This is a genomic window from Arthrobacter sp. 10T419 (genome assembly GCF_056394105.1).
The window spans coordinates 421,334-446,359 of sequence record NZ_JBFTHF010000002.1 but is presented as its reverse complement, the minus strand read 5'-3'; the positions used below and the strand labels follow the sequence as shown (position 1 = coordinate 446,359).

Sequence of the window (25,026 nt, the reverse complement as noted above, 5' to 3'; positions counted from 1 at the left end):
ATTGGGCCGCCCGGCGGCGCGCGGCTTAGGCTCATGGCATGACGAGCTTCGATCCTCCCCCCGCCCGGCAGCCGCCCGGAGCGACCCGGCAGCCGCAGCAGGCGAACCCAAGCTGGATGGGCCAGGTCCAGCCGGAGAACTACCGTCCGGCGCCGGGCTTCGGGCAGGCACCGCTGCCGGCGCAGACGTCAGCGCAGGCTCCGGCGCAGCGCCATCCGGTACTGCCGGCAGCCTACGCCGCGGCACCCCGTGCGCGGGCCTCTGCGGGTATGGCGGCCCTCGTGCTGGGCGGCGCGGTTCTCGCCTTTGTGAGCCTGTTCCTGGTGCTGCCGTTCGTGCTGGAGAACACCGGGCCGGGCGGCTTCGTCGTGGGCTTCATCGCGTCGCTGCTGCCGCTCAGCTCGGTCCTGCTGGCCGTCCGCTACATTGACCGCTGGGAGCCCGAACCGAAACGGCTGCTGTTCTTCGCGTTCGCGTGGGGCGCGCTCGTTTCGATTGCCGTGACGATGCTGATCCAACCGTTCTTCTCGCTCGCCGCGGGTCCCGCGTCCGGGCTGGACTACCGGACGTTCGCCGTCACGGTACAGGCCCCGGTGGTGGAGGAATTCGCGAAGTCACTCGGTCTCTTGCTGCTCCTGCTCTTCGCGCGCAAACAATTCGACGGTCCGGTCGACGGCGTCGTCTTTGCGTTCACGGTTGCCGGCGGTTTCGCTTTCACCGAGAACATCCTGTACTTCGGCCGGGCCATCGCCGAGTCCAGCACTCCGGGCACGGACCTGGCGGTCGTGTTCTTCCTGCGCGGCGTGATGTCCCCGTTCGCGCATGCCATTTTCACCGGCACGACCGGGCTCATCCTGGGCTTCGCGGCGCGGCGCTGGCACTCCGGCCTGACGCTGCTCGCCTTCCCGGTGGGTCTGGTCCCCGCCATGTTGCTGCATAGCGGCTGGAACTCAATGGGCCAGAATTTCCTGGCGCAGTACATCCTGGTCCAGGTGCCGATCTTCCTGCTCGCCGTCCTGATCGTGGTGCTGCTGCGCGTGGCGGAACGCCGGCTGACCCGCCAACGGCTGCAGGAGTACGCGGCGGCCGGCTGGTTCACCGGCCAGGAGGTGGCCATGCTGGCGACTCCCGCCGGGCGCCGCTCGGCCCTGCGCTGGGCCAGGACGATCGGCCGGGCCCCGCAGATGAAGGCTTTCCTGCAGGCCGCCACCCGGCTGGCCATCATCCGGCAGCGGATCCTCAGCGGCCGGGACGTGGCGGCGCATCAGCTTGACGAACAGCACCAGCTCGGCGAGATTCTGGCCTTGCGCGACGCCGTCCTGCGCTAACCCCCGGAGGGCAAGCCTAGAGGGAAAGCGGGCCGGGATACGCCAAGGGCCGGTGTCCGCCGTGGGGCGGGCACCGGCCCTTTATGGAACGGCCATCAGGCCAGCAGCGACGGCTTCAGCTGCTGCAGGCGGCCCAGCAGGCCGTTGATGAACGACGGCGACTCGTCCGTGGACAGCGTCTTGGCCAGCGCCACGGCCTCGCTCACGGCGACGCCGTCGGGAACGTCGTCGTTGTAGAGCAGTTCCCAGGTCCCGATCCGCAGGATGATGCGGTCTACCGAGGGCATCCGCTCCAGCGACCAGCCCTGCGAATAGGTTTCGAGGAATTCGTCGATCGCGGCCTGGTGGGACACGACCCCCTCAACGATTTCCAGGGTGTAGGGGTTGATGATCTGATCCGTCTGTTCACGACGGGAACGCAGCACATCGAATGCGGAGACGGAGCGCTGCTCCGCCTCGAAGAGAACATCCAGGGCCCGGTTACGGGCCTTACCGCGTGCACTCACTAGTCGTTGACCCGGCCAAGGTAGCTGCCGTCGCGGGTGTCGACCTTGACCTTGGTGTTGTTCTCGACGAACAGCGGCACCTGGATCTCGTAGCCGGTCTCGAGGGTCGCGGGCTTGGTGCCGGCCGAGGAGCGGTCGCCCTGCAGGCCCGGCTCGGTGTAGGTGATTTCCAGCACGACGCTCGGCGGCAGTTCGATGTAAAGCGGGTTGCCCTCGTGGATGGCGATGTTGACCATCTGGTTCTCGAGCATGAAGTTGGTGGCGTCGCCGACGGTAGCGGCGGACACGGTGAGCTGGTCGAAGTCCGAGGTGTCCATGAACACGAAGTCGGCCCCGTCCTGGTACAGGTACTGGTAGTCGCGGCGGTCAACCGTGGCGGTCTCGATCTTGAGCCCGGCGTTGAAGGTCTTGTCGACGACCTTGCCGGACATCACGTTGCGCATCTTGGTGCGGACGAAAGCGCCGCCCTTGCCGGGCTTGACGTGCTGGAACTCGATGATGTTCCAAAGCTGGCCCTCAAGCTTCAGCACGGTTCCGTTCTTGATGTCGTTAGTGGTTGCCACAGTATCCTCAGGTTTCTTTGTTGACTGGTTCTAGCCGCCAGCCGCTTATGCCAGGCAGGCATGCCGATCCGGCCCGCCAGCGCGTATTTATCAAAAATCCAAAAACCATTCTACCGGTTTTGCCGGTGCGCTGCCGGACGGGCCAGGAACGGCCCCTAGCAGGCCAGGTCCAGCACGTCCCGGGCGCGCTGCAGCGCCACGGTCGAGGAGTAGATCAGCGCGGCATCAGCCGAGCCCGCCACCCGCAGGTCCAGCGCCTTGGCGAAGGACTCGACGGCGGCCGCGATGTTGCCGGCGGCGAAGTAGGACCGGCCAAGGTGCTGCCGGACCACGGCCTCGTCAGGAGTGCCCTGGGCTTCGGCGAGGAGCTGGCGGTAAAGCTCTACGGCGCGGTCGAAGCGGTGCGACACCCGCAGGACTTCCGCCTCGAACATCCGCAGCCGGAACGAATCCGGGTCCTTGTACCGGGCCTCGGCGAGCAGCTCGGCGGCCTCGCCCGGGTGCCCTTCCACGAGGCGCACGAAGATCAGGTCCGTGGCGTCCGTTGAGGCCGCCAGCGCCGCGGCGCAGGCTTCCCCGTTGACCACCTGCGGCATGAGGGTTTCCGGGTTGATCCGGATGCCGGGGAACCCGCCGTCGGGCCACTCGCTCGTGCCACCGCTGTCGCTGATCATCAGGACGCGATTTCCTGGTACGCCGCGAAGAGCAGCGAGGTGTCCGGCACGTCCAGGATGCCCGGGCGCCCGACGCCGTCGAGCACCACGAAGCGCAGCAGGTCGCCGCGGGACTTCTTGTCCCGCCGCATGCCGTCCAGCAACGCCTGCCAGCGGTCGCGCCGGTAGGTGATGGGCAGACCGAGGCTCTCCAGGATGCTCCGATGCCGGTCGGCGTCGGCGTCGCTGAGCCGGCCGACGCTGCGGGCCAGTTCCGCGGCGAACATCATGCCCACCGAGACGGCGGCGCCGTGCCGCCAGGAGTAGCGCTCGGCGAGTTCAATCGCGTGGCCCAGGGTGTGGCCGTAGTTGAGGATCTCGCGCTGTCCGGTTTCCTTCAGGTCCTCGGAGACGACCCGGGCCTTGACCGCGATGGCGCGTTCGATCAGTTCGCGCACGGTTTCGGAGCGCGGGTCCGAGACCGCGGCGGGGTCCTTTTCAATCAGGTCGAGGATGGCCGGGTCGGCGATGAAGCCGCACTTGATGACCTCGGCCATGCCGGAGATCATCTCGTTCTTCGGCAGCGTGTCCAGCGTGTCCAGGTCGGCGAGGACGCCCGCCGGCGGGTGGAAGACGCCCACCAGGTTCTTCCCCTCGGCGGTATTGATGCCGGTCTTGCCGCCGACGGCGGCGTCCACCATGCCGAGCAGGCTCGTGGGCATGTGGATGACCTTCACGCCGCGCAGCCAGGTCGCCGCGACGAAGCCGGCGAGGTCGGTCACCGCTCCCCCGCCGACGGCGACGATTGCGTCCGAGCGGGTGAAGTCGTTCTGGCCCAGCACCTGCCAGCAGAACGACGCCACCTCGATGTGCTTGCCTTCTTCGGCGTCCGGAATTTCGGCCGTCAGCGCCGTGAAGCCGGCGGTGGCGAGCTCCTCGCGGACGGCGTCACCGGTGAGCCGCAGGGCGCGCGGGTGGACGACGAGGACGCGCTTGACGCGCTCCCCCAGCAGCCCGGGCAGCTTAGCCAGCAATCCGCGCCCGACGACGACGTCGTAGTTCTCCGCCGGAGCGTGTCCGGTGACTTTGATGACGGTTGATTCGGTGCTCACTTTTCAACTTTCCTTGTGGCTGCGGGGGTGCGCGTTGCCGCGGTTGCGGCGGCGGCGAGCTGCTCCAGCGCATCTTCAAGCCGGCGCGCGAGCTCCTGGACGGAACCGCTCCGGACATCGAGGGTCAGGTCCGCGAGGCGTTCATAGACCGGCTGGCGGGTGGCGAACAGCGTCCGCCAGCGTTCCATCGCGTCGCCTGCCAGGAGGGGACGCCCGGAGTTCCGGGCAATCCGCTCGGAGACGGTGTCGGCATCGCATTCGAGGTAGACCACGGTGCAGCTGGCCAGCAGCTGCTGCGTTCCGGAGTCCAGCACAGCCCCGCCGCCGAGGGAGATGACGGTGTTGGTGCCTGCGGTGTTGGTGCCTGCGGCCTCCTCGATCGCCTTGGCGACGGCCCGGGCTTCCAGTTCGCGGAACGCGTTTTCGCCGCGGCAGGCGAAAATGTCCGCGATGGTGCCGTGCTGGGCGACCACTTCGACGTCGGTGTCGACGAAGCGGGCGCCGAGCTGCTGGGCGAGCTGCTGCCCGATAGCGGACTTGCCGACCGCCATCGGGCCGATCAGGGCGACCGGGCGGTCCAGTGACTTACGCGCTGCGTGACGACCCGGCACTAGTGCCCGATCGAGTCCAGGGACGCCGGAATGTTGTCCAGGTAACCCTTGATGTTGCGGGCGGTCTCCTGCACGGAGTCGCCGCCGAACTTTTCCGTGACCGCTTCGGCGAGGACCAGCGCCACCATGGCCTCCGCCACCACGCCGGCGGCCGGGACGGCACAGACGTCCGAGCGCTGGTGGTGTGCCTTGGCGGCCTCGCCGGTGCTGATGTCGACAGTCTTGAGCGCGCGCGGCACCGTCGCGATCGGCTTCATGGCGGCGCGGACGCGGAGCACGTCGCCGATGCTCATGCCGCCTTCGATGCCGCCGGCCCGGTTGGACGTGCGGATGATCCTGCCGTCGGCGTCCTTGACGATTTCATCATGGGCAGCCGAGCCGCGACGCGCAGCGGTGAGGAAGCCATCGCCGACCTCCACGCCCTTGATTGCCTGGATGCCCATGAGGGCGGCAGCGAGGCGCGAGTCGAGGCGCCGGTCCCAGTGGACGTAGCTGCCCAATCCGGGGGGCAGGCCGTAGGCGAGGACTTCGACGACGCCGCCGAGGGTTTCGCCTTCCTTGTGCGCCATGTCCACCTCCGCGACCATGGCGTCCGAGGTCTCGCGGTCGAAACAGCGCAGCGGGTCGGCGTCGAGGGCCAGCACGTTGTCCGGCAGCGGCAGCGGCCGGCCCTCCGGGACGGAAACGCTGGCAATGGACACCGTGTGGGAGACGAGTTCGATGCCGAGCTGATTGAGGAACGCGGAAGCGACGGCGCCCAGGGCCACGCGGGTGGCGGTCTCCCGGGCGCTGGCGCGCTCCAGGACCGGGCGGGCCTCGTCAAAGCCGTACTTCTGCATGCCGGTGAAGTCGGCGTGGCCCGGCCGAGGCCGGGTCAGCGGTGCGTTGCGGGCCTGGTCCGCGAGGGCCTCGGGGTCCACCGGGTCCGCAGACATGATCTGCTCCCATTTGGGCCACTCGGTGTTGCCGACCTGGATCGCGACGGGGCCGCCCTGGGTCAGGCCATGGCGCACACCGCCCAGGACCGTCACCGCGTCCTGTTCGAACTTCATCCGGGCGCCGCGGCCGTAACCGAGGCGCCGGCGGGCCAGCGCTTCGACGATCCGGTCGCTGGTGAGTTCAACACCTGCGGGGACGCCTTCGATAATTCCGACCAGGGCCGGACCATGGGATTCTCCGGCAGTCAACCAACGCAACATAAAATCCATCCTGCCATGCAAGGCACTTAGAACACCCGTCGGGGTACCCCGACTGCGTCACACATCACATCTATGACCTCCGCCGGCACGGGTCCTTGGAGGCCGGTGAAATGGCGGACCTGCTCCACCGCCTGGTACAGCAGCATTTCCAGGCCGGGGACCACCCGACCGCCCGCGTCCGCCCAGGCCGCGGCGATCCGGCTCGGCCACGGGTCGTAGGCCACGTCGAGGAGCACCCCGGCGACTGTACCGCCCTTCGCGTCCAATGCTGCGGCGAGTTCCTCCGCGAGGCCGTCAGCGGCGCGGGGCGGCAGGGTGGAGATCACGATGTCCGCTGCTGCGACCGCGGGCGCTGCAGCCGTCAGCGGCAGCACCTGCAGCGGAAGTCCGACGGCGGCGGCCGCTGCCCGGGCTTCGACGGCGCGGCCGACGTCCCGGACGTAAACGGCAGCATCCGGGGCGCCGAGCTCCTTCAGCGCGGCAATGGCGGCCGCGGCGGTTCCGCCGCCGCCGAGGATGACGGCGGACGGCTCAGCGGCCACGCCGGCGTAGCGGACGGCGTTGACGATCCCGGCGACGTCGGTGTTGTACCCCACCAGGCGGACCGGCGCACCGGCGGCAGCGCCCGGCCGCTCAAAGGCCACGGTGTTGATGACGCCCAACTGCCGGGCGACGCCGCGGACCTCGTCCACCTCGGCGGCCATCGCGGCCTTGAGCGGCATGGTCACCGACAGCCCGCGCCAGCCTTCGTCCCCGCGTACGCCCGCCATGAAGGCCGGGAGGGCCTCCTCGGTGACGTCGACGGCGTCATAGGCCACTTCCACGCCGATCTTGGCGTAGGCGGCGCGATGCAGGGCCGGCGACTTTGAGTGGCTGATGGGATGCCCGAGGACGGCGGCCCGCAGCGTCACACGCAACGTCCGGGATTGGCCTCGCACCAGGCGTTGTACTTGGCCACGTAGCCGTTGTGCTCGGCCAGGGTCTTGGAGAACTTCGTCTCCTTGGTGTCCAGGTTGATGGTGACCCAGTAGAGGTAGTCGTTCTTCTTCGGCTTGGCGGCCGCGTCGATAGCCCGCTTGCCCGGCGAACCGATCGGGCCCGCCGGCAGGCCGGCGTTGGCGTACGTGTTGTATTTGTTCGACTTGTCGGCCTTCTGGTCCTCGTCGATGTGGAAGCTCCGGATGCCCAGCCCGTAGGTCACCGTGGCGTCGGACTGGATCAAGCCGTTCGTCTCGGTGTTGTTGGGCTTGAGCCGGTTGTAGATCGCGCCGGCGACGTCTCCGTATTCCGCCTGGCCACCTTCGGCCTGCACGATGCTCGCGACCGTGATGGCGTCGTACTGCTTGGCCGGATCGGTCACGCCCTGTGACTTGAGTTCCTCCAGCGTGCTGCCGACCAGTTTCTGCAGTACGTCCTTCCCGGACGTACCCAGCGGGAAGCGGTACTCGCCCGGGAACAGGAACCCTTCGAGGTTCTTGGCCTTGGACGGCACACCGAACTGCTTCGGGGAGTCGCTGAGTGCCTTGAGCTCCGCCACCGGGATTCCGGTGCCCTCGGATATGGCCTGCAGCGATTCGCTGATCCTCAAACCGGCGCTCAGGGCAACGTACATGACCTTTTCCTGGCCCTTGTTCAACAGGACGGCCACGGCATCGGAGTTGTTCATTTCGTTGCGCATCGTGAATGTTCCCGGGCTCAGGGCGCCGCCCGAGGCGGCGAACTGCTTGACGAAGGAATCGGCGTTCGCAATGACCTTTTTGGATTCCATCTCCGCCGCCACGGACCGGGGTCCGGCACCCGGCGGAACGGTAATCGTCACCGAGCCGGTTCCCGGGCCCGGGTAGTCGGCGACCTTGTCGCCGCCGAGCAGGGGTTTGATGACCTGCGCGCCGACCACGATTGCGACCACGAACACGGCCAACGTCAGGACGAGGGCGAGGAAGCGGCGGCGCCGGCGGACCTTCTTGGAGGGGCCCTTGGCGGTGGGAATGCTGGCGGCGCCGGCCATCAGATCGTGGCCGGGCTCGTCGTCGTAGACATGGTGGGCCTCATCGTCGGGCTGGTCCGCGTAGGCCTGGTGGAAATCCGCCCCGTCATGAAGGCCGTGGCCGTACTGCAGCGCGTCGGCCCGGCGCAGGGTCTCCTCGCGGGACATCCCGCCGGCGTACTCGTGGACCGGCTCCTCGAGCGCGGGTTCCTCGTGCTGCGGTTGATCATGGTGCGGTTCATCGTGACCGGAGTAGCCGTGGACCGGCTCCCCCTGCGCGGGGTCCTCGTGCACAGGCTGTTCCGGCTGGGGTGTGGCGTGCCCGGGCTGTTCAAGCACCGGCTCCGCGCGCACAGGTTCTGCGTGTATGGGTACTGCGTGTGCGGGATCCTCGTGCACGCGCGCGGCGGGGCTCTCGTTCACGGGTTCGTGCACGCGCGCTGCGGGGCTCTCGTTCACGGGTTCGTGCACGGTCGGCGCAGCCTCCGGGGGTTCCGGGGCGTCTGCGGAGGGTTCACGGGGTGCATCAGCCGTGGCCGAAGCGTCGGCTGGCGGCACGGCCGGAGCTTCCGGCCCCGTCTCGAAGGCCTGCGGCGGGATGACGTCGTGACCCTGGGTGGCCAGGAACTTCTCCTGGGCCCTGATCTCTTTGCGCGTCAGCGGTCGGCCGGCGCCGCTCTTGGCAACACCAGAGGAGTCGTCATTGTTGACCGGGCTCACTGTAGCCTTCCATTTTGGGCAGAATGCGTTGTGCAGAATGCGTGTGTACTGCCGGGACGGCCTGAGCGCCGTCACCGGGTGGCCCCGGAGGGAGGTCCGCGCTGACGCGGTTTCCTACATCCGTTCCCCTGGCCTTTTGCATATCGATCGCATGCTGCAGGATACCTGCGGCCGCGACCTGATCAACTACTTTACGGTGGTCCCTGCTGCTCATGCCAGCTTGGTGCAGGTCGCGGTGGGCTGACACGGTGCTCAGCCGTTCGTCAACCAACCTCACCGGCACGCCGGATCCGGCCTCCAATAGTTTACTGACCAGTAGCTTTGCATATTCGGTGGCCATTCGGGCGGAAGCGTGCTCCTCACCTTTCATGGTGCGCGGCAGGCCCACAAAAATTTCCACCGCTCCGAGCTCCACGGCAAGATCCGCGAGGATCCGGACGTCGGTGTTCTTCTTGGCATTGCGGGCCAGCGTACGCAGGGGCGTGGCCAGGATGCCGTCGCGGTCGCACACCGCGACGCCCACCCTGACGGTGCCGACGTCTACCCCGAGTTTCACGCCCTGGGGGTAGGCGCCGGGCACGGCCGATTCAGTCATCCAAGGTCCTGGGTTAGCGCCTGGTAATGGCGTCCACGACGGCGGAGAGGGCCGCGCCGACCTTGGTAGCGTCGGTGCCGCCGCCCTGTGCAACGTCGTCCTTGCCGCCGCCGCCGCCGCCGAGGATACCGGCGGCGAGGCGGACCAGCGCACCGGCCTTGACGCCGGCGGACCGGGCAGCCTCGTTGGTGGCGATCAGGATGACCGGGCGGTCGTTGCTGACACCGGCGACCGCGACGGCGGCCGGCTCGGAGCCCAGCCGGGTCCGGAGGTCAAGGGCGAGGCCGCGAAGGTCGTCGGCTCCGCTGACCAGGCCGGCATCGTGGGCGATCACCTTGACGCCGGCGGCGTCCTTGGCGGTGCCGACCAACTGCGCTGCGGCAGCCGTGAGCTGTTCCTTGCGGAGCCGCTCGAGTTCCTTTTCCGCCGTCTTCAGCTTGTTCAGGGTGCTGGCGATCCGCTCGGTGAGCAGGCCGGAAGGAACCTTGAGCATCTCGGTGAGTTCGGTGACCAGGGCGCGTTCAGCAGCGAGGTGCCGGAACGCGTCCATGCCGACGAAGGCCTCCACGCGGCGGTTTCCCGAACCAACGGACTGTTCGCCGAGCAGCGACAGGCTGCCGATCAGCGAGGTGTTGGACACGTGCGTTCCGCCACAAAGCTCACGGGACCAGGCGCCGTCGATCTCCACGACGCGGACCTCGTTGCCGTAGTTCTCGCCGAACAGCGCCATAGCGCCGAGGGCCTTCGCTTCGGCCAGGCCCATGACCTTGGTCTGCACCTGGAAGTTGTTCCGGATGGCGATGTTGGACACTTCTTCGATCTCGGAGCGGGTGGCGGCGCTGAGGCCCTCACCCCAGGCGAAGTCGAAGCGGAGGTAGCCGGCCTTGTTGAACGAACCGCGCTGCGTAGCCTCCGGCCCGAGGATCTGGTGCAGGGCCGCGTGCACGATGTGCGTACCGGTGTGCGCCTGCTCGGCGGCGTGGCGGCGTTCCCGGTCCACGGCGGCCTGGACCAGTGAGTCGGCTCCGATTTCGCCCTCGCGGACGATTGCCTTGTGCACGCTCAGGCCCTTGATGGGCCGCTGCACGTCAAGGACCTCGACGACGAAGCCGTCTCCGGTGATCAGCCCGGTGTCGGCGGCCTGGCCGCCGGCTTCGGCGTAGAACGGGGTCTCGGCCAGGACCAGTTCGATTTCCTCGCCGGTGGAGGCCTGCGAGACCTTCCGGCCGCCGGCCAGGATGCCGCGCACCTTGGATTCACCGGCAAGCTCGGTGTAGCCGGTGAAGACGGTCTCCCCCGCGGCCAGCAGCTCCTGGAAGGCGCTGAGGTCCGCGTGGGCGCCCTTCTTGCCCTTGGCGTCCGCCTGGGCGCGCTGACGCTGTTCCAGCATGAGTTTGCGGAACTCCGGCTCGTCGACCTTGAGCCCGGCTTCCTCGGCCATTTCAAGGGTGAGGTCGATCGGGAAGCCGTAGGTGTCGTGCAGCGCGAAGGCGTCGGCGCCGGAGAGCGGCTGGCCGGCGGCCTTGGATTCCTTCACGGCGTCCTCGAGCCGCGCGGTGCCGGAGGCGATGGTGCGCAGGAACGCCTTCTCCTCGGCGTAGGCGATCCGGCTGATCCGGTCGAAGTCGGTCTCCACGATCGGGTAGACACCCTTCATGGCGTCGCGGGAGGCGGGCAGCAGCTCGGGCAGGCAGGCCTTTTCGACGCCGAGGAGCCGCATCGAGCGCACCGCCCGGCGGATCAGGCGGCGCAGCACGTAGCCGCGGCCCTCGTTGGAGGGGGTAACGCCGTCGGCGATCAGCATCAAGGCAGAGCGGATGTGGTCTGCCACCACGCGCATCCTGACGTCGTCCGTGTGGTGGGGGTCCGCCGGGGTTTCCGCGGAGGTGTATTCCTTGCCGGAGAGCGCGGCGGCCTTGTCGATCACCGGACGGACCTGATCCGTCTCGTACATGTTCTCGACGCCCTGCAGGATCATTGCGAGGCGTTCCATGCCGAGGCCGGTGTCGATGTTCTTCTTCGGCAGTTCGCCGGTGATGTCGAAGTCCACCTTGGAGCGGACGTTGTCGATCTGGTACTGCATGAAGACGAGGTTCCAGATTTCGATGTACCGGGTCTCGTCGGCCAGCGGGCCGCCCTCGATGCCGTAGGCCGGGCCGCGGTCGTAGTAGATCTCGGAGCAGGGGCCGGCCGGGCCGGGCTGGCCGGTGGACCAGTAGTTGTCCGCCTTGCCCATCCGCTGGATCCGCTCGGCCGGGACGCCGGTGTTCTTGAGCCAGAGTTCCTTGGCCTCGTCGTCCTCTTCGTAGACGGTGACCCAGAGGCGCTCGGGCGGCAGGCCGTAGCCGCCGTCGTCGACGCTCGTGGTGAGCAGTTCCCAGGCGAACTTGATGGCGTCTTCCTTGAAGTAGTCGCCGAAGGAGAAGTTGCCGCACATCTGGAAGAACGTGCCGTGCCGCGCGGTCTTGCCGACTTCTTCGATGTCGCCGGTGCGGATGCACTTCTGCACGCTGGTGGCGCGGGAGTAGGGGGCTTCCTCACGCGCGGTGAGGTAGGGGATGAAGGGGACCATGCCGGCCACGGTGAACAGCAGGGAGGGGTCGCTGGAGACCAGGGAGGCGGAGGGCACGGCGGTGTGGCCCTTGCTGACAAAAAAGTCGATCCAGCGCTTGGTGATCTCCTGCGACTTCATAACCTGGTTACTTACCCTTCAATATGCACTGCGTAGTTGGTTCCGGGCTGGTTGCCTGCCACCGGTTTCTGCCAGCGGTGTGTGCCAGCATGTGGGCGCGGGGCGCCGTGCTGCCAGCCTTCGGAAAATTCTTTGATGCGCCGGCCTGGTTCCGGCAGGCGCCCCGCGGGGCGCCGTTGTTTCCCATTCTCCCCCGGCTAGCGCCGGAGCGCATCCCGGCCGGTGACGGCGCCGTCTGCGCTGGCGTCCACCCCGAGGGCGGTGCGGAGTTCGGTTTCCCGCTCGAGCATCCCGACGCGGACGGCGTCGGCGAAGTCGTACACGCCGTCGGCGAGCCGGCCGACGGCACGGTTCAGGCCTTCGGGGCCAAGGGTCGACTGCGCCTCGGTGAGCTTGCGGAAAGCGATGACACCGATCGCGACGCCGATGCCCATCCAGATGATTCTGTTCATGTCAGATCCTGTCAGCGTGATCGGTTTGGTCAGCGGCTACGGCGGCCGGTGGCGGGCTTCTTGCGGGCTGAGAAGGCGGACCGCACACCGTAGCTGAAGGCGGCAACCTTGATCAGCGGCGAGCCGACGGTCGCGGCGACCAGCGAGGACAGCGCCGAGATGTTGGCGGAGGCGTCTGAGACGTTGGAGGCGATCCCGTCGACCTTCTTCAGCTGCTGGTTGGTGGTGGAGACGGTGGCGGTGACCTCATCCATGAGCGGGGTGGCGCCGTCGCTGATCGAGCGGATGGTGCTGCGGACCTCGTCGAACACACCACCGAGCTTGAGGATCGGTACGGCGAGCAGCAGGACCAGCAGTGCAAACACTCCGGCCGCGATCAGGCCGGCAATATCGCCACCAGACATAGACGTTCATCTCCTTGAAACTACGTGGATTCCTGCGTGGTCCTCCACTGGCCGGGCATGGCAAGCGGAGAACTCCCCCAAGTACCTTACATACAAAGAAGCCCGCGGCGCTTGCCACGGGCTTCTTTGTAAGGTGTCGCGTTGGATCTAGCGTGCGTAGAATTCCACGACGAGCTGCTCTTCGCAGGTCACGGGGATCTCGGAGCGCTTCGGGCGACGGACCAGGCGTGCCTGCAGGGCGTCAAGCTTGACGTCCAGGTAGGCCGGAACCATCGGCAGCACGTCGCGGTGCGCGCCGGCTGCTGCCACCTGGAACGGAGGCATGGTCTCGCTGCGGCTGTGGACGTGGACCAGCTGGCCCTCACCGACGCGGAAAGACGGGCGGTCAACGCGGATGCCGTCAACCAGGATGTGGCGGTGCACAACCAGCTGGCGGGCCTGGGCGATGGTGCGGGCGAAGCCGGCACGCAGCACGAGGGCGTCGAGACGCATTTCGAGCAGTTCGATCAGGTTTTCACCGGTCAGGCCCTTGGTGCGGCGTGCTTCTTCGAAGGCACGGGTCATCTGGGCTTCGCGGATGCCGTACTGGGCGCGCAGGCGCTGCTTTTCGCGCAGACGTACGGCGTAGTCGGAGTCCTGCTTCTTGCGGGCACGGCCATGCTCACCGGGGCCGTACGGGCGGCGCTCCATGTACTTGGCGGCCTTGGGGGTCAGAGCGATGCCGAGTGCACGCGAGAGGCGTGCGGTACGGCGAGCACGAGTGTTGTTAGCCACTTGTGTCCTTCCAATATCTGCGGTGTGTCAGTGTTACTGGCCTCCACGATGGAGAGCATCGGCCAACCGCTGCCTTTTGCTACTGGGCACAGGGCGAACCCATCAAATCAGCAGGAACTGCCGAGAACTGGTGGATTGTGCGTCCGTGCCTTGCCAGACAACGATCAATCCTACCAGAGGTTCACTTGCCCCGGATGATCTTCCGCAGCCGTTCCAGCCGGGTGGAGATGTCGCGTTCGGCGCCGTTGCCGGTGGGTTCGTAGTAGTTCCGGCCAACGAGGTCGTCCGGCGGGTACTGCTGGGTGGCCACCGCATGCGGCGCGTCGTGCGCGTACTTGTAGCCCTTGCCGTGCCCCAGCTGCTTGGATCCGGGATAGTGGGCGTCGCGCAGGTGCGCCGGGATGCCGTTGCCGAGGCCGGCACGGACGTCGGCGATCGCCTGGTTGATGCCCATGTACGCGGCGTTGGATTTCGGTGCGGTGGCAAGGTGGACCACGGCCTCGGCCAGGATGATGCGCCCCTCGGGCATGCCGATCAGCTGCACCGCCTGGGCCGCCGCCACCGCGGTCTGCAGCGCGGTGGGGTCGGCCATGCCGACGTCCTCGGCCGCGGAGATGACGATCCGGCGGGCCACGAAGCGGGGATCCTCCCCTGCCTCAAGCATCCGGGCCAGGTAGTGCAGCGCTGCGTCGACGTCGGATCCGCGGATGGACTTGATGAACGCGCTGGCGACGTCGTAGTGCTGGTCGCCGGCGCGGTCGTAGCGCACCGATGCGACGTCGAGGGCACGTTCGGTGTGCTTGAGCTCGATCCTGACGGGTGCATCTCCGCCCGCCCCGGCGATCCCGTCAGTGTCGTCCGCGTCCCCGAAGGCGACGCCGGCGGCGGCCTCCAGCGCCGTGAGCGCCCGGCGCGCGTCCCCGCCGGAGAGCCGGACCAGGTGGGCGAGTGCTTCCTCGTCCAGTTCCACCTTGCCGTTCAGGCCCCGCGCGTCCGTGGCGGCCCGGCGCAGGAGTCCTTCGACGTCGGCGTCGGTCAGCGGTTTAAGCGTCAGCAGCAGCGAGCGGGACAGCAGCGGCGACACCACGGAGAACGAGGGATTTTCCGTGGTGGCCGCGACCAGGACCACCCAGCGGTTTTCGACGCCGGGCAGCAGCGCATCCTGCTGGGCCTTGTTGAAGCGGTGGATCTCGTCGAGGAAGAGCACGGTGGTGGTCTTGTACAGGTCCCGCGCGGTGAGGGCCTCATCCATGACCCGGCGGACGTCCTTCACGCCGGCGGTGATGGCGGAGAGCTCGACGAACTTCCGGCCCGGGCCCTTGGCAATGACGTGTGCCAGCGTGGTCTTGCCGGTGCCGGGCGGGCCCCAGAGGATCAGCGAGCTCGGTCCGGCCGGTCCGGTGGCGTCGCTGCCGGCCGCCAGCTGGCGCAGCGGCGATCCCTGGCCCAGGAGGTGTTGCTGGCCCACAACGTCGTCGAGGCTGCGCGGCCGCATCCGGACGGCCAGCGGGCTGCGCGGAGTGGAGCGGGCTGTTGTGCCGCTCGGGGAGCTGGCACCTCCGGACTCTTCGGCGTCGACGTCGTTGGTCGCCGACGCGTTGTCCTGCCCTGAGCCAAAGAGATCATCCACATAGATAGGCTACTTCTAGTTCCTGCCCGCCCCGACACGGCGGCCGCCCCTGCACCCTCACAACGGAGATCCGCGCCATGGCCAGCCCCGACACCCGTGTGGCGTTCGTCTCCGGCGGAAGGCTGCCCGGCTGGGTGGAGCGGTTCCGCGCCAGCCACGGGGAGTTGCGGGAGGAGCACGACGATGCCGGCCTGCGGCTGCTCGCGGCCGACGGCGCCACCGCCCTGCTGCTCCCGCCCTGGCCCGACGGCGGACGGCCCGGCCGCGGGAACGATCCCGTGGCCCGGCTGGCGTCGCTGGCCTCTCAGCCTCGCCGGCTCGGCCTGGTGCTGGTGCGCCGCGGCGGCTACTCGGTGGCGGTGGTGTCCGAGGGCCGGGTGCTCGCCGCCAAAACCGGGACCCGGCATGTGCAGTCCCGCACCGCGGCGGGCGGCTGGTCCCAGCAGCGTTTCGCCCGGCGCCGCGCCAACCAGGCCGACGCCCTGGTGGAGGCCGTGGCCGAGCATGCCGCCCGGATTTTCGCGGACCACAGCGTCGAATACCTCGCCCCGGGCGGGGACCGCACCCTGGCCGAGCAGGTACTCGCCGAACCCGTGCTCAAGCGTTACGCGGCGCTGGTCCGGCTGCCGTTCCTGGACGTCCCGGACCCGCGGGCGGCCGTGCTGAAGAAGGCCGCGGCCGACGTGTGTGCGGTGCGGATCATGGTCACAGACCCGCCGGCGTAGGGCGCAGGCTCTCCCTACCCGGCCGTTTCGACGGTTCCGTGCCCGTTCGACGCTGCGAAACACCTTGGTCGCAGGGAACCGTCGAAACGGCCCGAGGGATCCGCGGTCAGCAGCCGGTCAGGTGTCGCTTGGGGCGCTCCTGCCGGTACAGATACCGGCCGGACTCCTCGAAGCCGGCGCGGGCGTAGAGTTCCTGGGCTCCGGTGTTGGCCGCCGTGACGAGCAGCCAGTAGCCGGCCAGGTCCCGGCGCGTTCCCTCACCCAGCAAGGCGTGCAGCACCCTGGCGGCGTAACCCCGCCGGCGCGCGTCGGGACGGGTCGCCATGCAGTAGAGACCACCCCACCGGGCGCTGCCAGGTTCCGCGAGGGGCAGGGCAAGGCGTCCGACGGCGGCGGGGGCGCCGTCGGCGTCCCGCACGAGGGCGTAGAGCGAGGGACAACCGGTCAGGATGCCGCGGGCCACGTCCAGGGCCGGCTCGTCGCCGCGGCCGTCGACGCTCCACCACAGCTGCAGCCACTCGTCGGAGGGTTCCGTGGAGAGCTCGACGCCGCGGGCCGAACCCGGAGCCGGCCTACCTCCGGCCCGGACCAGGACGAGGGTTTCCGACTGGCGGGTGAAACCTTCGGTATCGAGGAGGGCGTTGAGCGGCGCGGAGCGCGGGTCGTCGAAGACCTGGAAGATCAGCGGCTGGCGGCGGTCCCGGTACCAGAGCCGGGCGTCCCGGAGCGCGGCGAGCTGCGCGTTCGGGTCAGCTCCCGGCTGGCGGGGCCACACCGAGTTGGCCCGCTGCGTCACGCCCGAGGCAGCCCGAAGCTCCCAGCCGCCGCAGTCCTCGCGGTCGGCGGCTGGCCACGCGGCGTCCATCAGGGCCTCAAGGCCGGGCACTGCTTCCATGTTCGTGACCTCCGCAAAAGAAATGACCACCGGTTTGAACGGCAAAGGCCCCCCGGTTGCCCGGGGAGCCTTTGCTGCTGATCGGGTCAGGCTACTTTGAGCCCTCGTCCTTCTTGGCTTCCGGCTTGAAGTCGACGCCGGCCTCCTTGCGCTGCTGCGCCGTGATGGGCGCGGGCGCCTGGGTCAGCGGGTCGTAGCCGCCGCCGGACTTCGGGAAGGCAATGACGTCGCGGATGGAGTCCACGCCGGCGAGCAGCGAGACCACGCGGTCCCAGCCGAACGCGATGCCGCCGTGCGGGGGCGCGCCGAACTTGAAGCCCTCGAGCAGGAAGCCGAACTTCTCCTGGGCGTCCTCGTGCGAGAGGCCCATGACCTTGAAGACCCGCTCCTGGATGTCGCCCTGGTGGATACGGATGGAGCCGCCGCCGATTTCGTTGCCGTTGCAGACAATGTCGTAGGCGTAGGCCAGCGCGGTTTCCGGGTCCGTGTCGAAGCTGTCCATGAATTCCGGTTTGGGCGAGGTGAATGCGTGGTGCACGGCCGTCCACTTGCCGCCGCCGACGGCGACGTCGCCGGACGCGACGGCCGCTGCCGCCGGTTCGAACATCGGCGCGTCGACCACCCAGCAGAACGCCCAGTCGCTCGGGTTGATCAGGCCGGTGCGGTGGCCGATCTCGACCCGGGCGGCGCCGAGCAGCGCACGGGACGGGGTCTTCTCACCGGCGGCGAAGAAGATGCAGTCCCCGGGCTTGGCGCCGACGGCGTCGGCGAGGCCGGCGCGTTCGGTCTCGGTCAGGTTCTTGGCCACCGGACCGGCAAGCTCGCCGTCTTCCTTGAAGAGCACGTAGGCGAGGCCCTTGGCGCCGCGCTGCTTGGCCCATTCCTGCCAGGCATCCAGGGCCCGGCGGGCCTGCGAGGCGCCGCCCGGCATCACGACGGCACCAACGTAGGGCGCCTTGAAGACGCCGAAGTTCGTGTCCTTGAAGAACTCGGTGAGCTCGGTCAGCTCCAGGCCGAAGCGCAGGTCCGGCTTGTCCGAGCCGTAGCGGGCCATCGCATCGTTGTAGGTGATGCGCTGGATAGGGGTGGGGATCTCGACGTCGATCAGCTTCCACAGCGCCTTCACGATGCTCTCGCCGAGGCCGATGATGTCATCCTGCTCCACGAAGCTGGCTTCGATGTCGAGCTGGGTGAACTCAGGCTGGCGGTCGGCGCGGAAGTCCTCGTCGCGGTAGCAGCGGGCGATCTGGTAGTACTTCTCGAAGCCGCCGACCTGCAAGAGCTGCTTGAAGAGCTGCGGCGACTGCGGCAGCGCATACCAGGAACCCGGTGCGAGGCGGGCGGGGACGACGAAGTCGCGGGCGCCTTCCGGCGTCGAGCGGGTCAGCGTGGGCGTCTCGATCTCGACGTAGCCGTCCTGGTGCAGCAGTTCGCGGGCCACCCGGTTGGCTTCGGAGCGCAGGCGAAGGTTGCGGGCCGGGCCCGGGCGGCGCAGGTCCAGGTAGCGGTGCTTGAGGCGGGCTTCCTCGCCCACCTCAACGTGCTCGTCGATCTGGAACGGCAGCGGGTCGGAGGTGTTGAGGATGGTGACCTTCTCGGCCATGACCTCGATCTCGCCGGTGGCCAGCGCCGGGTTCTCGTTGCCCTCGGGACGCTTGGCGACGGTGCCGATTACCTGCAGCACGAACTCGTTGCGGAGGCCGTGGAAGACCTCTTCTTCGCGGACGACCACCTGGGCGACGCCCGAAGCGTCGCGCAGGTCCACGAATGCGACACCACCGTGGTCACGACGCCGGCCGACCCAGCCGGCGAGGGTTACGGTTTGTCCAATGTGCTCGGAGCGAAGGGATCCGAGGTCGTGTGTGCGCAGCACAGCTCGCCTTTCAGAAGGAAAACAGGGTGGTGTTAAATGGGACCGCTACGGGAACGATCCCGTTCGAGTTTACCCGTTGGAAAGGCCCCACCCGCCATGGCTAGCCATCCGCCCGTGCCGGGGCAGCTGAAGCGCCGACTCGGCGTCGTCGATTCCACCGCGATCGGTCTCGGCTCAATGCTGGGCGCCGGCGTGTTCGTGGTCTTCTCCCCCGCCGCAGCCCTCGCCGGGCCGCTGCTCACCGTCGCAGTGGCCCTGGCCGGCCTGGTGGCCTACTGCAACGCGGTGGCGTCGGCACAGCTGGCCGCCAGATATCCGTCCAGCGGCGGCACCTACGTGTACGGCCGCCGGCAGCTGGGCGAATGGCCCGGCTTCATCGCCGGGTGGGGTTTCGTGACCGGCAAGACGGCTTCCTGCGCGGCCATGGCTCTAACTTTCGGGCATTACTTGGCGCCCGGCTTCGCTACGCCGGTGGCGGTTGCCGCCGTCGTCGTGCTGACCGGCGTAAACCTGCTGGGCATCACCCGTACGGCGCTGCTGACCAAGATCCTGCTCGCCGTCGTGCTGGCCACGCTCGCGTTCGTTTCCGTGGCCTCGGTTATCGGCCCGCACCCGGAAGGCGCCGGCGCGGCGCTGGGCGGACCGTTCGGGGCAATACCACTCCAGGCGCTACAGCCCGGTGCCACCGGCGGGGCGTGGGGCGTGTTGCCTGCGGCGGGGCTGATGTTCTTCGCCTTCGCCGGGTACGCACGGATCGCCACCCTGGGCGAAGAGGTCAAGGATCCAGCCACCACCATCCCGCGGGCCATCCTCGCCGCCCTCGCCGCGGCCTTCCTGATCTACCTCGGACTCGCGGCCCTGCTGCAGTGGCACCTGCCGGCGGACCAACTGGCCGGCTCATCCGCCCCGCTGCTCGACGCCGTGACCAACTCGTCGCTGCGCGCCGGCGCCCCCTTCGTACAGGCCGGGGCCGCCGCCGCGTGCCTCGGCGCCCTGCTGGCGCTGATCACCGGCGTGGGCCGGACCACCATGGCGATGGCGCGGGAAAGGGACCTGCCCGCCCCGCTGGCCCGGGTCGGCGGGGCGCACACTGTTCCGGTCGTGGCCGAGCTGACCGTCGCCGCGGCCGTGATCGTGCTGTTGCTGACCACGAGCGTGCTGACGGTGGTGGGCTTCTCCAGTTTCGGTGTGCTGATCTACTACGCCGTGACGAATGCCGCCGCGTTCACCCTCACGGGCCCCCGCCGCCTCGCCCCGCGCTGGCTCAATGCCCTCGGATTCGCCGGCTGCCTGGTCCTGGCCGTGACACTGCCGCCCGCCTCGGTGCTGGGCATGGCGGCGGTGCTGGCTGTGGGCGTCGCCGGACGGTTCCTGGTGCTGGCGCACCGAAGGCGCAGCGGACGCTGAAACGGTGCGCGCCGCGGAAGGGCTTAGGCCCTGGTCACGCGGACGTGCAGGTCCTCCTCGGCCGGCGCCCAGCCGGCCGGATCGGCGTCGCCCTGCTCGCCGGTGCGGATGTCCTTGACCTGGTGCTTGCCGTCGTCGTCGGTGAACCAGACGAACGGGATGCCGCGGCGGTCCGCGAACTTGATTTGCTTGCCGAACTTCTCTGCCTTTGCCGCGACCTCCGTGGCGATCCCGCGGGCGCGCAGCTGCGCCGCGACGTCCTGCGCCGCGCCCCAGCTCTCGTCGTTGGTCAGCGCCACCAGAACGGCGGTGGGCACGGCCCGGGACGCCTTGGCCAGCTCCTGGCTGAGCATGCGCGACACCAGCCGGGTCACGCCGATCGACAGTCCGACGCCGGGGAACTTCCGGTTGCCCTTGCTCGCCAGCGCGTCGTACCGGCCGCCGGAGCAGATCGAACCCAGCTGCTCGTGGCCCACCAGGACGGTTTCCACCACGGTGCCGGTGTAGTAGTCCAGGCCACGGGCGATGCTGAGGTCCGCGACCACCTTGCCCGGCGCGCGCTGGACGGCGGCGGCTATGACCTGCTCCAGCTCGTTGAGGCCTTCCTCGAGCAGCTCGTTGCTCACGCCGAGCGCCCGGACCTGCTGCACGAACGAGGTGTCCCCGGTTCGGATTCCGGCCAGCTTGAGCGCTGCCTGCGCCTGCTCCTCGGTGGCGCCGAGCTCGGTCTGGAGCAGCTCAGCGACCTTGGCCGCGCCGATCTTCTCGAGCTTGTCGATGCTGCGCAGGACCCCTGCCGTGTCGGTCAGGCCGATGCCGTTGTAGAAGCCCTCGGCCAGTTTGCGGTTGTTGACCCGGAGCAGGAAGTCCGGGATCGGCAGGGCACCCAGCGCCTCAGCGATCACGAGCGCGATTTCGACGTCGTAGCGGAACGGCAGCTCGCCGTCGCCGACGATGTCGATGTCCGCCTGGGTGAACTCGCGGGCGCGGCCCTCCTGCGGACGCTCACCGCGCCAGACTTTCTGGATCTGGTAGCGCCGGAACGGGAACGCCAGGTAACCGGCGTTCTCCACCACGTAGCGCGCGAACGGCACGGTGAGGTCGTAGTGCAGGGCCAGGGCGTGCGGATCGGCCTTGTGGGACGCGGCTGGGTCGCTCGCAGCGCCGCCGGCCCCCTCGTCGTCCTGCAGCCGGCTGAGGCCGTAGACCTCTTTGTCGATTTCGCCCTTGCGGAGCAGCTGTCCCACCGTCTCCACGGCGCGCGTCTCAATGGAGGAGAAGCCGTGCAGTTCAAAGGTCCGCCGCAGGGTGTCCAGCACATGCAGTTCCACCAGCCGCTCCTCGGGAAGCCACTCGGGGAATCCGGACAGGGAGGCGGTGCGTGCCATGGTGGAATTTTCTCCTCTGATAACGACGGCGGCTGCAACGGCCGCGGCGTCGCGCGCTGACCGGCCAGTCGTGCATAAACTGTGTGCGGCAGTCAGTTTATGCTTTCGGCGCGCGCATCTCTAATGCGCGGCTCTGAAAGGGTTGCCGCCGGCAGTACTGCCGGAAGCTTGCGTGTTGCACCCGGATCGGCGCCGACGGCGCGGCCCGGGGTGCGGCCCTACAACCAGGAGGACTTTTGGCGGCCAGTTCACGGAGCGCCCGCGAAGCCAAGCGGCGCGTCCAGCAGATGGAGGCGAAGCGCGAGCTGCGCCGGGAGCAGGACAAACGCCGGAAACGCGACAATGTCCTCGCGACCGCCGGCGGCGCCGCCGCCCTCGTCCTCGCCGTCGTGCTGCAGCTGACGGTGTTTTCCAGCAATCCCAGCGAGGACGAGTTCAAGGCCGCGGAAGCCGGGCTGCAGAGCCCGTCGGCCTCCGCCACCCCGTCCCCCGCCGCGAGCAACGGCGCGAACATTCCGAAGCCGGAGACCGCGTCCGGCAAGACCTTCACCGGCACCCTGGCCCTCAACCGCGGCAGCCTGGGGGTCACGTTGGACGGCAGCAAGGCTCCGCAGGCGGCCGCCGTGTTCAAGTCCCTCGCGGACAAAAACTTCTACAAGGGCCTCAGCTGCCACCGGCTTACCACCGCCGCGTCCTTCGGCGTGCTGCAGTGCGGTTCCAAGTCCGGGGACGGCAGCGGCGACCCCGCGTACACCTGGGGTCCGCTGGAAAACACCCCTGCCGACAACAAGTACCCGGCCGGCACCATCGCTGTGGCACGGACCGGCGGCAACGCGTACGGCAATGGAACCCAGTTCTTCATCGTTTACAAGGACACCGTGATCCCCGCCGACGCCGCCGGCGGTTACACGGTGGTCGGCAAGGTCACGTCCGGGCTGGACGTGGTCAAGAAGATTGCGGCGGCCGGCGTCAAACCCGGCGCCAGCGCCACGGACGGCGCACCTGTGGAACCAGTCACGATAGACTCGTTCTCTCTGAAGTAACCAGCCGGGGCCCTCGCGGCCGCGGTGCCGGTATTTCCCTCCAAGCGAAAGACTTCTAGCGGTGACAGACAGTCAGAAATCCGACGAAACAGTGGCAGCAGCTGCCAACGAGACCGAAGCCGAGGTTACGGTGACCGAGACGGCCAACGAGCCCGGCGGCGCCAACCCGGCCACGCCGGAAGTACAGGAGACGGGAGCCCCGGAGCCCGCGGCAACGGAGGCCGACGCCGCATCCGCAGAGGCGGACGTGCAGGCCGAGGCCGAGGAAGCAGTCAAGCCCGAGGCCGCCGCCGCCGCAGAATCCGCACCGGATTCCCGCCCGGCCCCGGCTCCCGCGCCCCGTCCGGCCCCGTCACCCGCCGCCTTTGCCGCACGCCCGAAGGCAACGCCATCGCTGGCCGCGCCCGCAGCCACCCCCTCCTCGAGTGCCACATCGCTTGCCGAGGCAGCACGCTGGGGCCGCGTCGAGGGCGACGGCCACGTGTTCCTGACCATCGATGGCGAGGAACACCCCGTCGGCCAGTACCCCGGCGTCAGCGATGATGAGGCCCTCGGCTACTTCGCCCGCAAGTACGACGACGTCGTGGCCCAGATCGTCCTGCTCGAGCAGCGGGTTGCCTCCAAGGCTCCCGCGACTGACATGCAGAAGACGGTCACGCACCTGCGCGAGCTGCTGGCCGAGCGCAACATGGTGGGCGACCTCCGTGCCGCGGAGGGTCGCCTGGACACGCTGTCGGGCCAGATCACCGAACTCGAAAAGACCGAGAAGGCGGAGCACGACGCCGTCCGCGCCGCCGAGCTGGCAGCCCGCGAAGCGATCGTGGCCGAGGCCGAGGAAATCGCCGGGCACGATCCCGCGCAGATCCAGTGGAAGACCTCCAGCGCCCGGATGAACGAACTCTTCGAGAGCTGGAAGACCGCCCAGAAGAGCGGCGTCCGGCTTGGCCGCAGCAACGAGGACGCGCTGTGGAAGCGGTTCCGCGCCGCCCGCACCGTCTTCGACCGCCACCGCCGCGCGTACTTCTCGCAGCTGGACAGCAACAACTCCGCGGCCAAGGCGGCCAAGGAGAAGCTGATCACCGAGGCCGAAGCGCTGTCCTCCTCGACCGACTGGGGCTTCGCTGCCGGCGAATACCGCCGCCTGATGGATCAGTGGAAGGCCTCGCCGCGCGCCAGCCGCAAGGACGACGACGCCCTGTGGGCACGTTTCCGCGCGGCGCAGGACGTCTTCTTCACCAATCGCCAGGCCGCCAACGAGGAGATCGACCAGGAGTACGGGGCGAACCTCAAGGTGAAGGAAGCCCTGCTGGTGGAGGCCAACGAACTGCTCCCGATCAAGGACCTCGCCGCGGCCAAGAAGGCGCTGCAGTCCATCCGTGACCGCTGGGAGGAAGCCGGCAAGGTTCCCCGCGCGGACATGGGCCGGATCGAAGCCGGCCTGCGGAAGGTGGAGGACGCCGTCCGCCACGCCGAGGACGAGAACTGGAAGCGGTCGAACCCGGAAACGAAGGCCCGCACCAACAGCGCCCTCTCGCAGCTGGAGTCTGCCATCGCGGGGCTGAAGGACGATCTGGCCAAGGCCGAGAAAGCCGGCGACGAGCGCAAGATCAAGGCAGCCAAGGAGGCCCTGGAGGCCCGCCAGGCCTGGCTTGAGCAACTCGAGCGGTCCGCCAGCGAACTCTCCTAGGAACAGCTAGCAGCGACAGGCCCCTCCCGGTTATCCACATGACCGGGACGGGGCCTGTTTCGCGTCCGGGGCCACCCGGCACGATGGCTGAATGACCCTGCGCCCCGGCTACCCCGCCGCCAGTTCCCCGGGTGCCGGCCCCGCGGCTGGCAGCCAGCCGGCGTCCGCTCCGGGCCTGCCCGGCGGTGCGCCGTCGGTGCTCTACTCCCCCGGGACGCTGTTCTCATGGGCGGAGCTGCAGGCCATGGCGTCCGACGGCGTGCTGACGCAACTCTCCCAGCGCGGCTACCTCCCGCCCGGCGCCGCGTCCACCCCGCAGCTGCGCGCCCGGGCGGCGGCCTGCACTATTCCGCCGCCAATCCGGCAGCGCGTGGTCGCGGGACGGATGACGGCGGCGTGGATCTACGGCTGCGCCGGGGAACCGGACCGGACGGCCCTGCTCGTGGACGCCAACCGGCGCGTTTCGAGCCTCCGGGCCACCCGCGGCTGCACCTTCCATGAGGTGCGGCTGGGGCCGTTCGACGTCGTCAGCCTCGGCGGGCTCATGGTCTCCAGTCCGCTGCGGACGGCAGTGGACATCGCCCTGCATGTGGACGCAGAGCGGGCAGTGCCCGCCCTCGGAGCCTTCCTGGCCGCGCCGGAGCTGAACGTGCGGCTGCGGTTGCTCATCCGCGCGGTGGAGGCCACGCCCCGGCTGCCGTACCGGAGGTCGGCCCTGGCGAAACTCGCGGCCTTGCTGCCGGAGCAGGACCGCGGCACTGTCCCGGATTGTTAGCCGGTCC

The 25,026-nt window shown here is 68.8% G+C and carries 23 protein-coding genes; 6 read left to right on the top strand and 17 right to left on the bottom strand.

The genetic code is table 11. The annotated features are described in order from the left end of the window. Positions 1 to 38: 38 nt before the first annotated feature. Positions 39 to 1,328 carry a PrsW family intramembrane metalloprotease gene (locus tag AC1DBD_RS05660; RefSeq protein WP_476981606.1) on the top strand — a complete coding sequence of 430 codons (1,290 nt, stop codon included), beginning with the start codon at positions 39 to 41 and terminating at the stop codon, positions 1,326 to 1,328. Positions 1,329 to 1,423: 95 nt separating this feature from the next. Here AC1DBD_RS05660 and nusB read toward each other — a convergent pair whose 3' ends face one another. The 14 genes from nusB to AC1DBD_RS05590 all read right to left on the bottom strand — a co-directional run bounded on the left by nusB (position 1,424) and on the right by AC1DBD_RS05590 (position 15,091). Next, positions 1,424 to 1,834 (bottom strand): transcription antitermination factor NusB, encoded by a 411-nt coding sequence (nusB, locus tag AC1DBD_RS05655; RefSeq protein ID WP_441417711.1) that lies wholly within the window; start codon positions 1,832 to 1,834, stop codon positions 1,424 to 1,426. Then, on the bottom strand, positions 1,834 to 2,397 hold the full coding sequence (efp, locus tag AC1DBD_RS05650; RefSeq protein ID WP_018773146.1) for an elongation factor P: 564 nt from the start codon (positions 2,395 to 2,397) through the stop codon (positions 1,834 to 1,836). The genes nusB and efp overlap by 1 nt, the downstream gene beginning before the upstream one ends. Before the next feature lie 155 nt (positions 2,398 to 2,552). Beyond that, complete coding sequence (locus AC1DBD_RS05645) at positions 2,553 to 3,071, bottom strand: tetratricopeptide repeat protein (RefSeq protein ID WP_476908790.1); 519 nt, start codon at positions 3,069 to 3,071, stop codon at positions 2,553 to 2,555. Further along, entirely contained in the window at positions 3,071 to 4,162 is a 1,092-nt protein-coding gene (aroB, locus tag AC1DBD_RS05640; protein ID WP_476916774.1) for a 3-dehydroquinate synthase, read from the bottom strand. The genes AC1DBD_RS05645 and aroB overlap by 1 nt, the downstream gene beginning before the upstream one ends. Beyond that, positions 4,159 to 4,773 (bottom strand): shikimate kinase, encoded by a 615-nt coding sequence (locus AC1DBD_RS05635; protein ID WP_476981605.1) that lies wholly within the window; start codon positions 4,771 to 4,773, stop codon positions 4,159 to 4,161. Before AC1DBD_RS05635 ends, aroB begins: the two co-directional genes overlap by 4 nt. Continuing rightward, positions 4,773 to 5,972 (bottom strand): chorismate synthase, encoded by a 1,200-nt coding sequence (gene aroC / locus AC1DBD_RS05630; protein WP_441417708.1) that lies wholly within the window; start codon positions 5,970 to 5,972, stop codon positions 4,773 to 4,775. Before aroC ends, AC1DBD_RS05635 begins: the two co-directional genes overlap by 1 nt. Before the next feature lie 26 nt (positions 5,973 to 5,998). Continuing rightward, on the bottom strand, positions 5,999 to 6,883 hold the full coding sequence (locus AC1DBD_RS05625; RefSeq protein ID WP_476981655.1) for a shikimate dehydrogenase: 885 nt from the start codon (positions 6,881 to 6,883) through the stop codon (positions 5,999 to 6,001). Next, the gene (mltG, locus tag AC1DBD_RS05620; RefSeq protein WP_476981604.1) at positions 6,880 to 8,679 is read right to left on the bottom strand and encodes an endolytic transglycosylase MltG; all 1,800 of its coding nucleotides are present in this window, start codon (positions 8,677 to 8,679) and stop codon (positions 6,880 to 6,882) included. The genes AC1DBD_RS05625 and mltG overlap by 4 nt, the downstream gene beginning before the upstream one ends. Continuing rightward, positions 8,660 to 9,274, bottom strand: coding sequence for a Holliday junction resolvase RuvX (gene ruvX, locus AC1DBD_RS05615; RefSeq protein ID WP_441417706.1), 615 nt, complete (start codon positions 9,272 to 9,274; stop codon positions 8,660 to 8,662). The genes mltG and ruvX overlap by 20 nt, the downstream gene beginning before the upstream one ends. 13 nt (positions 9,275 to 9,287) lie before the next feature. Then, complete coding sequence (alaS, locus tag AC1DBD_RS05610) at positions 9,288 to 11,966, bottom strand: alanine--tRNA ligase (RefSeq protein WP_476925669.1); 2,679 nt, start codon at positions 11,964 to 11,966, stop codon at positions 9,288 to 9,290. A gap of 197 nt (positions 11,967 to 12,163) precedes the next feature. After that, entirely contained in the window at positions 12,164 to 12,418 is a 255-nt protein-coding gene (locus AC1DBD_RS05605; RefSeq protein ID WP_441417704.1) for a DUF6167 family protein, read from the bottom strand. Positions 12,419 to 12,447: 29 nt separating this feature from the next. Then, complete coding sequence (locus tag AC1DBD_RS05600; RefSeq protein ID WP_175321020.1) at positions 12,448 to 12,822, bottom strand: DUF948 domain-containing protein; 375 nt, start codon at positions 12,820 to 12,822, stop codon at positions 12,448 to 12,450. 147 nt (positions 12,823 to 12,969) lie between these two features. Continuing rightward, complete coding sequence (rpsD, locus tag AC1DBD_RS05595) at positions 12,970 to 13,596, bottom strand: 30S ribosomal protein S4 (RefSeq protein ID WP_091251848.1); 627 nt, start codon at positions 13,594 to 13,596, stop codon at positions 12,970 to 12,972. 181 nt (positions 13,597 to 13,777) lie between these two features. Continuing rightward, complete coding sequence (locus tag AC1DBD_RS05590) at positions 13,778 to 15,091, bottom strand: replication-associated recombination protein A (RefSeq protein ID WP_441417879.1); 1,314 nt, start codon at positions 15,089 to 15,091, stop codon at positions 13,778 to 13,780. A gap of 212 nt (positions 15,092 to 15,303) precedes the next feature. Here AC1DBD_RS05590 and AC1DBD_RS05585 point away from each other — a divergent pair, with 212 nt between their 5' ends. Beyond that, positions 15,304 to 15,951 (top strand): acVLRF1 family peptidyl-tRNA hydrolase, encoded by a 648-nt coding sequence (locus tag AC1DBD_RS05585; protein ID WP_441417703.1) that lies wholly within the window; start codon positions 15,304 to 15,306, stop codon positions 15,949 to 15,951. A 106-nt stretch (positions 15,952 to 16,057) separates the two neighbouring features. On the opposite strand, the gene AC1DBD_RS05580 is transcribed toward AC1DBD_RS05585, so the two are convergent. Together AC1DBD_RS05580 and aspS are read right to left on the bottom strand one after the other, a co-directional pair. Then, positions 16,058 to 16,846: a GNAT family N-acetyltransferase gene (locus AC1DBD_RS05580; protein ID WP_441417702.1), complete on the bottom strand. Its 789-nt coding sequence runs from the start codon at positions 16,844 to 16,846 to the stop codon at positions 16,058 to 16,060. 91 nt (positions 16,847 to 16,937) lie between these two features. After that, entirely contained in the window at positions 16,938 to 18,719 is a 1,782-nt protein-coding gene (gene aspS / locus AC1DBD_RS05575) for an aspartate--tRNA ligase (protein ID WP_441417701.1), read from the bottom strand. 96 nt (positions 18,720 to 18,815) lie between these two features. On the opposite strand from aspS, the gene AC1DBD_RS05570 reads away from it, so the two are divergent. Further along, entirely contained in the window at positions 18,816 to 20,126 is a 1,311-nt protein-coding gene (locus AC1DBD_RS05570) for an APC family permease (protein ID WP_476981603.1), read from the top strand. A 23-nt stretch (positions 20,127 to 20,149) separates the two neighbouring features. Here the strand turns inward: AC1DBD_RS05570 and hisS are convergent, their stop codons facing one another. Further along, positions 20,150 to 21,514: a histidine--tRNA ligase gene (hisS, locus tag AC1DBD_RS05565; RefSeq protein ID WP_476892464.1), complete on the bottom strand. Its 1,365-nt coding sequence runs from the start codon at positions 21,512 to 21,514 to the stop codon at positions 20,150 to 20,152. Between the two features lie 236 nt (positions 21,515 to 21,750). Between hisS and AC1DBD_RS05560 the strand changes: the two genes are divergently transcribed. The 3 genes from AC1DBD_RS05560 to AC1DBD_RS05550 all read left to right on the top strand — a co-directional run bounded on the left by AC1DBD_RS05560 (position 21,751) and on the right by AC1DBD_RS05550 (position 25,019). Then, positions 21,751 to 22,557, top strand: coding sequence for a peptidylprolyl isomerase (locus tag AC1DBD_RS05560; protein ID WP_441417698.1), 807 nt, complete (start codon positions 21,751 to 21,753; stop codon positions 22,555 to 22,557). A gap of 61 nt (positions 22,558 to 22,618) precedes the next feature. Beyond that, on the top strand, positions 22,619 to 24,244 hold the full coding sequence (locus AC1DBD_RS05555; RefSeq protein ID WP_476981602.1) for a DUF349 domain-containing protein: 1,626 nt from the start codon (positions 22,619 to 22,621) through the stop codon (positions 24,242 to 24,244). Between the two features lie 91 nt (positions 24,245 to 24,335). Beyond that, the gene (locus AC1DBD_RS05550; RefSeq protein WP_476981601.1) at positions 24,336 to 25,019 is read left to right on the top strand and encodes a hypothetical protein; all 684 of its coding nucleotides are present in this window, start codon (positions 24,336 to 24,338) and stop codon (positions 25,017 to 25,019) included. The last annotated feature ends 7 nt before the right edge of the window (positions 25,020 to 25,026 follow it).

What these genes read in the sequence shown, in the direction of transcription:
- hisS (WP_476892464.1), bottom strand. Translation starts at nt 21,514, where the DNA reads ATGGCACGCACCGCCTCCCTGTCCGGATTCCCCGAGTGGCTTCCCGAG.
- ruvX (WP_441417706.1), bottom strand. Translation starts at nt 9,274, where the DNA reads ATGACTGAATCGGCCGTGCCCGGCGCCTACCCCCAGGGCGTGAAACTC.
- AC1DBD_RS05605 (WP_441417704.1), bottom strand. Translation starts at nt 12,418, where the DNA reads ATGAACAGAATCATCTGGATGGGCATCGGCGTCGCGATCGGTGTCATC.
- AC1DBD_RS05660 (WP_476981606.1), top strand. Translation starts at nt 39, where the DNA reads ATGACGAGCTTCGATCCTCCCCCCGCCCGGCAGCCGCCCGGAGCGACC.
- AC1DBD_RS05645 (WP_476908790.1), bottom strand. Translation starts at nt 3,071, where the DNA reads ATGATCAGCGACAGCGGTGGCACGAGCGAGTGGCCCGACGGCGGGTTC.
- AC1DBD_RS05590 (WP_441417879.1), bottom strand. Translation starts at nt 15,091, where the DNA reads ATGCGGCCGCGCAGCCTCGACGACGTTGTGGGCCAGCAACACCTCCTG.
- AC1DBD_RS05580 (WP_441417702.1), bottom strand. Translation starts at nt 16,846, where the DNA reads ATGGAAGCAGTGCCCGGCCTTGAGGCCCTGATGGACGCCGCGTGGCCA.
- alaS (WP_476925669.1), bottom strand. Translation starts at nt 11,966, where the DNA reads ATGAAGTCGCAGGAGATCACCAAGCGCTGGATCGACTTTTTTGTCAGC.
- AC1DBD_RS05600 (WP_175321020.1), bottom strand. Translation starts at nt 12,822, where the DNA reads ATGTCTGGTGGCGATATTGCCGGCCTGATCGCGGCCGGAGTGTTTGCA.
- AC1DBD_RS05550 (WP_476981601.1), top strand. Translation starts at nt 24,336, where the DNA reads ATGACCCTGCGCCCCGGCTACCCCGCCGCCAGTTCCCCGGGTGCCGGC.
- AC1DBD_RS05570 (WP_476981603.1), top strand. Translation starts at nt 18,816, where the DNA reads ATGGCTAGCCATCCGCCCGTGCCGGGGCAGCTGAAGCGCCGACTCGGC.
- AC1DBD_RS05585 (WP_441417703.1), top strand. Translation starts at nt 15,304, where the DNA reads ATGGCCAGCCCCGACACCCGTGTGGCGTTCGTCTCCGGCGGAAGGCTG.
- aroC (WP_441417708.1), bottom strand. Translation starts at nt 5,972, where the DNA reads ATGTTGCGTTGGTTGACTGCCGGAGAATCCCATGGTCCGGCCCTGGTC.